The 7,411-nt window shown below is 65.0% G+C and carries 7 protein-coding genes; all 7 read right to left on the reverse strand.

What is annotated here, in order from left to right:
• Positions 1-149: 149 nt before the first annotated feature.
• Positions 150-587, reverse strand: coding sequence for a D-aminoacyl-tRNA deacylase (gene dtd, locus V7Q53_RS22530; protein ID WP_333831188.1), 438 nt, complete (start codon positions 585-587; stop codon positions 150-152).
• Complete coding sequence (locus V7Q53_RS22535; RefSeq protein WP_333831190.1) at positions 587-1,696, reverse strand: primosomal protein N' (replication factor Y) - superfamily II helicase; 1,110 nt, start codon at positions 1,694-1,696, stop codon at positions 587-589. The genes dtd and V7Q53_RS22535 overlap by 1 nt, the downstream gene beginning before the upstream one ends.
• A 3-nt stretch (positions 1,697-1,699) precedes the next feature.
• Complete coding sequence (locus V7Q53_RS22540) at positions 1,700-2,827, reverse strand: SPFH domain-containing protein (RefSeq protein ID WP_333831191.1); 1,128 nt, start codon at positions 2,825-2,827, stop codon at positions 1,700-1,702.
• 42 nt (positions 2,828-2,869) lie between these two features.
• Positions 2,870-3,832, reverse strand: coding sequence for a DUF2927 domain-containing protein (locus tag V7Q53_RS22545; RefSeq protein WP_333831192.1), 963 nt, complete (start codon positions 3,830-3,832; stop codon positions 2,870-2,872).
• Positions 3,833-3,839: 7 nt separating this feature from the next.
• The gene (locus V7Q53_RS22550; RefSeq protein WP_333831194.1) at positions 3,840-4,997 is read right to left on the reverse strand and encodes a toxic anion resistance protein; all 1,158 of its coding nucleotides are present in this window, start codon (positions 4,995-4,997) and stop codon (positions 3,840-3,842) included.
• Positions 4,990-5,958, reverse strand: a complete 969-nt coding sequence (locus V7Q53_RS22555) for a 5-bromo-4-chloroindolyl phosphate hydrolysis family protein (RefSeq protein ID WP_333831196.1) — start codon at positions 5,956-5,958, stop codon at positions 4,990-4,992. Before V7Q53_RS22555 ends, V7Q53_RS22550 begins: the two co-directional genes overlap by 8 nt.
• Positions 5,959-6,189: 231 nt before the next feature.
• Positions 6,190-7,411: pseudouridine synthase (locus V7Q53_RS22560; RefSeq protein WP_442954471.1), on the reverse strand; the 1,222-nt coding region annotated here is incomplete at its 5' end.

A 7,411-nucleotide genomic window follows, 5' to 3' on the forward strand; every position in this document is an offset into this window, starting at 1 on the left:
TTATCTACACGCGTAAGATCGTCGGCTGCGTCTTTTGTGTATAAGTGACTGGGCCGGGGATGGGGGGCATATTGGGTGCCCCTCCGAGCCTTGCGGCCCCTTCACGCCCCGAGGATATTTTTGAACGGAGGAGGGGGCAAGCGCTGGTTTCAGCTTTCCAGCCAGAGTGTCACCGGCCCGTCGTTGACCAGCGAGACCTTCATATCGGCCCCGAACACCCCGCGTGCGGTCGGAATGCTCGTGGCGGCAAGGTGAGCGGCGAAATGCTCATAAAGCGCGCGGCCCTCATCGGGTGGGGCGGCCGCGGAAAAGCCGGGCCGGTTGCCGCGCGATGTATCGGCGGCAAGCGTGAACTGGCTGACGACCAGCGCCGCACCGCCCGTGTCGCGCAGGCTGAGGTTCATCTTGCCGGCATCGTCGCGGAAGATGCGCAGCCGGGTGATCTTGTCGGCCAGCGCCTCGGCGCGCGCACGGTCATCGCCCTGCATCGCGCAGACAAGGATCAGCAGCCCCGGCCCGATCTGGCCGACCACGGCGCCCTCCACCCGCACCGCCGCCTCGCTGACCCGCTGCACCAGCGCGCGCATTACCGGAAGTCACCAAAATACACGAAGAGGATTGCCAGAACCGCAGCCAGCAGGACCGCACCCGCGATCTTCCATTTCGACCAGGGCCGTTCACCCTGAACCTTGCCGGTCTGGGCATTGACGATGAAGCGATAGCTCTTGTTCTGGTAGCGATAGGCGGCCATCCAGATCGGCAGCAGGAGGTGTTTGAATTTTTCGTCCGAATGGTCGGTGCTCAGGCTGTGGATGCGCTGCTCGTCACCGCCGATATCGCGGCGGACATCCTGGCGGATCACCTCTTCCATGCGTTCCTGCGCGATCCTGAAGCCGTCGGGCAGATCGACGGTATAGCCCTCGGCGCGGAAACCGGCAAGGAACTGCGGATTATAGGGCGAAAGGTCGCCCAGCATCCAGGGTTCCAGCGCGCGGGTGAATTTGCGCGGCAGGCTTTGCGCGGCCATGACCAGCACGTCATGGAACTGGCGCTGCACATTGCCCCGGGCCGGGCGCCAGCGGATCTTGCGCACCTGCTCGGTGCTGGTCTTGCCGTTGCGGGTGACCGTGCGGGTCTCATAATAGGCATCCCCCCTCTCGCCGGTATAGCGTGAGCGGGTGAAGGCATCGAACGCCCAGTAGGGCACATAAAGCCCGTCAAGCTGGCGGTCGGAGCGGGCGTAGCGCTTCAGCCCGTTGGGCGCGAACCACAGGCTCTTCAGCCAGCGGTTCATTGCTTCATGCGCCTCCTTTTCCGTCAGGCGGAAGGGGAGAACGGCGGCGGGCTTGATGTGGCGGTGGGTGCCGGTGTCAGTGACCACTGGCGAGGCACAGAAAGGGCATTGCAGGGCGTGGGTGTTTGGGTCGAATTCGACCTGCGCGCCGCAATTCGTGCAGTTGAGAACCCGCGTCTCCTCCATCGCCTCGGGGGGCAGGTGGTTGGCAAGCGCTTCATGCAGGTCAAGCGCGGTCAGCGCGGTGTTGCGGTCCTCGTCGCTGGCGGGGATTTCCTGCTCATGGCCGCAATACTGACAGGTCAGCCGCCGCTGCCCCGGCGTGAAACGCAGCTGCGCGCCGCATTGCGCGCAGGGGAACTGATGGCGGTCAGCGGGTGCCGCGGCTTCCGTTTGCGACATGCGTCACCCGGCGGGCGGCGGTGGCGGCGGCGAGACCGAGAAGAGCGGCGCCAGATCGGCGACATCGGCCGCCTTCATCCAGCCATCCTGTCCCGGCGCCCAGACCAGAGATTCGCGGCTGAAACCGCCCTGCGTGATCATCTGGCCAAGCTGCGCGGCGCTGAACGGCCCCTTGGTCTGCCCGTTTTCGGCCAGATGCCAGACGGATTCTGAAGGCGGCGGGGGCGGCGGCGCTGCCTGCGGTGCCGATTGCGGTGCGGGCGGCTGCTGGTTCATCCCGCCCATCGCATTGGCCATGGACTGGGCCATGCCCATGCCCATCCCCATGCCAAGGCCCGCACCCATCGCATTGTCGCCACTGGCGCTGGCGGCATTCTGCATCGCCTGCGCGGCCGAGAACTGGGTGAACTTGTTCAGATCGCCCACGATTCCCATCGAGGTGCGCTGATCAAGCACCTTCTCCACCTCAGGCGGCAGCGAGATATTTTCGATATAAAGCTCAACAACATCAAGCCCGTATTCATCCATCGTCGGGTCAATACCCTCGCGGATGATATCAGACAGCTCCTTGGTATTGGCGGCCATGTCGAGCGCGGGAATGCCCGAGCCCGCCAGTACCCGGCTGACCTTCTGCACGATAATGTTACGGATCTGGCCCGAGACCTTGTCCTGCGTGAAATCGCCGTCGGTGCCGACGATCTCCTTCATGAACTGGCCGGGGTCAGAGACACGGATCGCGTAGGAACCGAAAGCGCGCAGCCGGATCGGCCCGAATTCGGGGTCGCGCAGCATGATCGGGTTCTGCGTGCCCCATTTCAGCCCGCCAAAGCGGCGGGTGTTGACGAAATAGACCTCGGATTTAAACGGAGAATTGAAGCCGTGTGACCAGTGCTGCAGCGCCGTCATGATCGGCATGTTGTTGGTCTGCAGCTCATAAAGGCCGGGACCGAAGACATCGGCCATCTGCCCTTCATGGATGAAGACCGCTGCCTGACCTTCGCGCACCGTCAGCTTGGCGCCCATCATGATGTTGTTGCCATAGCGCTCAAAGCGCCAGACCAGCGTGTCGCGGGTTTCATCAAGCCATTCGATGACGTCGATGAACTGGCCCTTGAGGAAATTGAAGACCATGACGCGCCTCCTTTCAATGCAGAATGTTGCCCGGTTCCGGGCTCAACTTTCGCCCGCCACCAGCTCGGATGCAATGCGAAAGACGATGGGTGTTGCCTCGGGCTCGGTCATGCCGGGCCGCAGGCGGGGATCGTGGTGCAGGCGCAGCAACAGGCGGTCATGGCCGGTCAGCAGCGCGAATTCCTGATCGTCATTGAAGATCGACGGGCGGGCATTGGCGCTGTCATTGGCCAGCCCCAGACCCTGCGCCAGTTCCTCATGGTAGCAGGCTTTCCGCGTCAGGGCGGGGTGTTCGGCGCGGATGATGGCAAAGGCCTCGGTATAGGTGGCGCTGCCGTCGCGCGAAAAGGCCATGGCAAGGCAGAAGGTTTCGCGCGGCATGTCGGTGACAAGGCGCACGGCGGCGGCGTCAATCCCGGGTACCAGCTCTTCCAGCCGGGGGCCGATGGCGCGGCGCTCCTCCTCATTCAGCACCAGAACATGAAAATTCGCTCCCTGAGCCTGACCCTGAGGCAGCAGCCGCATCGCATGGCCCGCCGCGCCCGCCATGTCTGAGACCAGCGCGGCGACATCGGCATGATCGCGCGCACGCATCGCCGGCGGGACCGAGGCGCCGAATTCCATCCGATAGACAACCGGCATTTCCCAGCGGCGCAGCACGCTGGCCGTTGTGCGGGAGGTGAAGCGGCCGGCATTGAGCAGGTATTCGTCATGCAGCGCGATATCGATGTAGTTGCGCGCAAGGATGCTGGCGCTGATCGGCACCTCGCCATCGTCACGCCGCATCAGCCCGCGGGCGACGCGATCATCCTCGATGCGCTGGTAATAGGCGGCCAGCTCCGACGGGTCGGGCATGATCCGTGTCAGCGCGGCCGGGCGGGCGGGCGCGGGCGCCATGCTGCGGGTTTGCGGCGGTTCAATCATCGCGCAGCCGGACGCAAGGCCCGCGCTCAGCATCCCCGCGCCGAGAATACCGCGCAGGCGCGCGGTGACAGGTGGCGCCATGATGCTATCAGCCGTTGGCACGGGCCCGGGCCGAAGCGAGGGATTCGCGCAGTTCTGCTTCCATCTTCTGCAATTCCTCTTCGGCGGCGGCGCGTTTGGCCTTGCCTGCATCGGCAATTTCAAGGCTGTCCTGAATGGTGGCGATCAGTTGCTCATTGGCATGTTTGACCGCCTCGATATCAAAGACCCCGCGCTCGATCTCCTGGCGGACCTCGCGGTTGGCATCGCGCAGGTTGTCGGCGTTCTTGGTCAGCAGCTCATTGGTCAGGTCATTGGCCGCGCGCACCGCCTGCGCCGCTTCGCGCGAGCGCTGGATGGTCAGCGCCTGCGCCAGCTGTGTTTCCCACAGCGGCACGGTGTTCACCAGCGTCGAGTTGATCTTGGTGACCAGCGACTTGTCGTTTTCCTGTACCAGCCGGATCGACGGCAGCGACTGCATGGTCACCTGCCGCGTCAGCTTCAGGTCATGCACCCGGCGTTCCAGATCGTCGCGCGCGGCGCGGATATCGCGCATTTCCTGCGCCTTGAGGATTTTGTCATTCTCATCGGCGGCGTCCAGCTCGGCCTGTTTGGCCGGGATTTCGGTGGCGTCGATTTCCTTCAGCTTCGCCTCACCGGCGGCGATGTAGAGCGCCAGTTCGTTGTAGAAATCGAGAGTCTTCTCATAGAGAAGATCCAGCGATTTGATATCCTTGAGAAGGGCGGTCTCATGCCCCAGCAGGGTTTCGGTGATCCGGTCGATCTGGGCTTGCACGGTTTCATAGCGGGCCATGAAATTGGCCATCGGTGCTGCTTTGCCGGTCAGGCGTTCCCACCAGCTACGTTCGCGCCGCGTGTCCAGTTCGCTGACCGCGAAGCCGCGGATTGTGGTGACCATCTGGCGCAGCGAGTCACCGGCGGGGCCCACGTCCTTGTTCTTCACATCCACCAGCATCGCCTGGCTGATCTGCTGAAGCTCAAGCTGCGCGCGTGAGCCGAAACCGATGATCGAGCCGGTCGAATGCATGTCGATTTCGGCAATCCGCTCGCGGATCGCGGTGGCGGCGGGCTGGTCGGCCTGTTCCAGCGTCATCACCTCGGCGGCGGGCTCGGGCAGGGCGAGTTGGGTCGCCTCCTCGATGGCCGTGGTCAGGTGCAGGGCTTGCTGGCGCACGTCTTCAGACATTGGGGTTTCCTTTCTCGGAGGCATTCTGGGGGGCGGGCACGCCGATTTCCAGATCGACGGCAAGGCTGCCGGGGATCGGAGGGCGCAGGCCTTCGCGTTCAAGCCGCTCGCGCAGCACATCAATCTCGATATCCAGCGCCTGACGGTCGCTGTCGAGCAGGGTTTCGGTGCGCAGGGCGAAATTCTTCTGCAGATCGTCCAGCAGCGCAATGTAATCGGCCCGGGCCTGCGTATCGCGGCGGCGGGCGTAAAGATCGGCGAACTTGACCGTCGCATCGCGCGCGCCCAGCAGATAGACGCCCATGTAGCGCCGCGCCGCGCTCAGGCGGCGGGGGTCATTTTCGACGGTGCGCAGCAAGGCGCGCACATGGGTCTGAAACTCGCGCAGGCGGTCTTCGATCTGGCGGTCACGGCAGCGCAGGATAGCATCGCTCATCGCTTTCAGATGCTCTTCGGCCTCTTCGACGGCGCGCGCCACACGGTCGGTCTGGAAAAGATCAATCCCCTCCATCCCCTTGTCTTTCAACGGGTCCGCGCCGAAGGCGGCAAAATGCAGCCCCGCGCCCAGCACACCGAAAATTACCGCCGGAACAAGGCCGCCGGCACCCAGGAGCCCGGCGATCCCCAGCCCCAGCCCCATCGCGGCCGCGCCAAAGATCTTGCGCGGAATGGCGGGGCGGCGGGCGACGCGGCGGTTGTCATAGGCATCCTGCGCGATCACGCCTTCGCGGGTCAGCCATGCCGACAGCAGAAGCAGCGCGAAGACGCCCAGATTGACCGCCAGCCCCGCCGGGTCCTTGAAGAAGGCGCTGAAGGCGAAAAGGAAGGGCAGGATGAATAGCAGATGCACCCGCGCGCCGACCGGATGCGCGCGTTTGCCGCGTATCACTGTACCCGGTGCCGCTGCTTCTGCGCGCGGGTCACCTCCGGGGCTGTGAGCGCCGCCAAAGCGTCTGGCCATGGTTCAGCCCCCCACTGCCCAGACATAGATCACCAACCCCATCAGGAGAACGTAAGCGGTTTTCTGAATACCCTGGGTTGTCAATGCGGTGATCCTGTATCGTCGCGCACACCCATCGGCGGGTGGCTGTTCAGCGGGTTTGCGGCGGCGCCGAAACAGGCGACACGGCGCTGACTATACGCGAAGAAACCGGGCTTTGGAAAGCCACCGAATGCGTCTGAAGGCCCGGCTTCAGCGCCCCGGGCCTGAGGGTTTGCGCGGCGCGCGGGTGGGTGCGCTGCCGGGTTGGGCGCGCTTTGTGCCCCATGAACGGGGCTTCGCATCACTGCCACCGGCACCCGGCTTGCCGCCGAAAGACTTGCTGCCCCAGGAGCGGCGCGCGGGCTTCTCTGCCGTGCTGGCCGGATCGGCGGCGCCGGTCCTTGGCGTATGGTTCTTTGCGGCACTGTTTCTGGGGGCGCTGTTTTTCGCGCCGCCGCCCGCGCCGCCACGGGCTGCGCCTTTTTCCGGCGCATGTCTCTCGGGCGCGTTTCTCTCGGGCGCATTTTTGGCGGGCGCATTGCGCGTGGCGCGTTTCGGCGCCGGGGTTGACGCCGGTTTCGCCCTGTCAGGGGCGGGTTTCCGGACAGGTCTGGCGCCGGTCTCTGCCCCGGCCTCAGCATCCGGAGAGCCGCCGAGCTGGTCGCGCAGCACCTTGCTGCGCACCTCTTCCACCGCGCCCGCCGCCAGATCGCCCAGCTGGAACGGGCCATAGCTGATGCGGATCAGCCGGTTCACGGCCAGCCCCACGGCCTCCATCGCGCGGCGCACCTCGCGGTTGCGACCCTCGCGGATGCCGACGGTCAGCCAGGCATTGGCGCCCTGCTGGCGGTCGATCGCCACGGCCATCGGCTGAAACCGCTCGCCTTCCAGCACGATACCCTTGCGCAGCGGCTCCAGCATTTTTTCTTCCGGGGTGCCGTTCACACGTACCCGGTATTTGCGCAGCCAGCCGGTTGAGGGCAGCTCCAGCTTGCGCTTCAATTCTCCGTCATTGGTCAGCAGCAAAAGCCCCTCGGAGCTTATGTCAAGCCGCCCCACCGACATCACGCGCGGCATATCTTCGGGCAGCGCGTCAAACACCGTCTCGCGGCCCTTTTCGTCGCGCGCCGTTGTTACAAGGCCCTGCGGCTTGTGATAAAGCCACAGCCGTGCGGGTTCAGGCGCGGCCAGCGGCTTGCCGTCCACAAGCACCTTGTCGCCGGGGCTGACATTCAGCGCGGGACTGTCGATGCGCTTGCCATTGACCTGCACGCGACCGGCCTCAACCATCGCTTCGGCTTCACGGCGCGAGGCGAGGCCTGCGCGCGACAGCACCTTGGCGATCCGCTCACCCTTATGGGCGCTGGGGGCAGCAGGCTTTGCGCCTGACCGGGAGCGGGTCTGCGGGCGGGGCTGGGCATCGTTCTGGGGG

Origin of the sequence: Pararhodobacter sp., from assembly GCF_036802785.1 — a bacterium.
GTDB lineage: Bacteria > Pseudomonadota > Alphaproteobacteria > Rhodobacterales > Rhodobacteraceae > Pararhodobacter.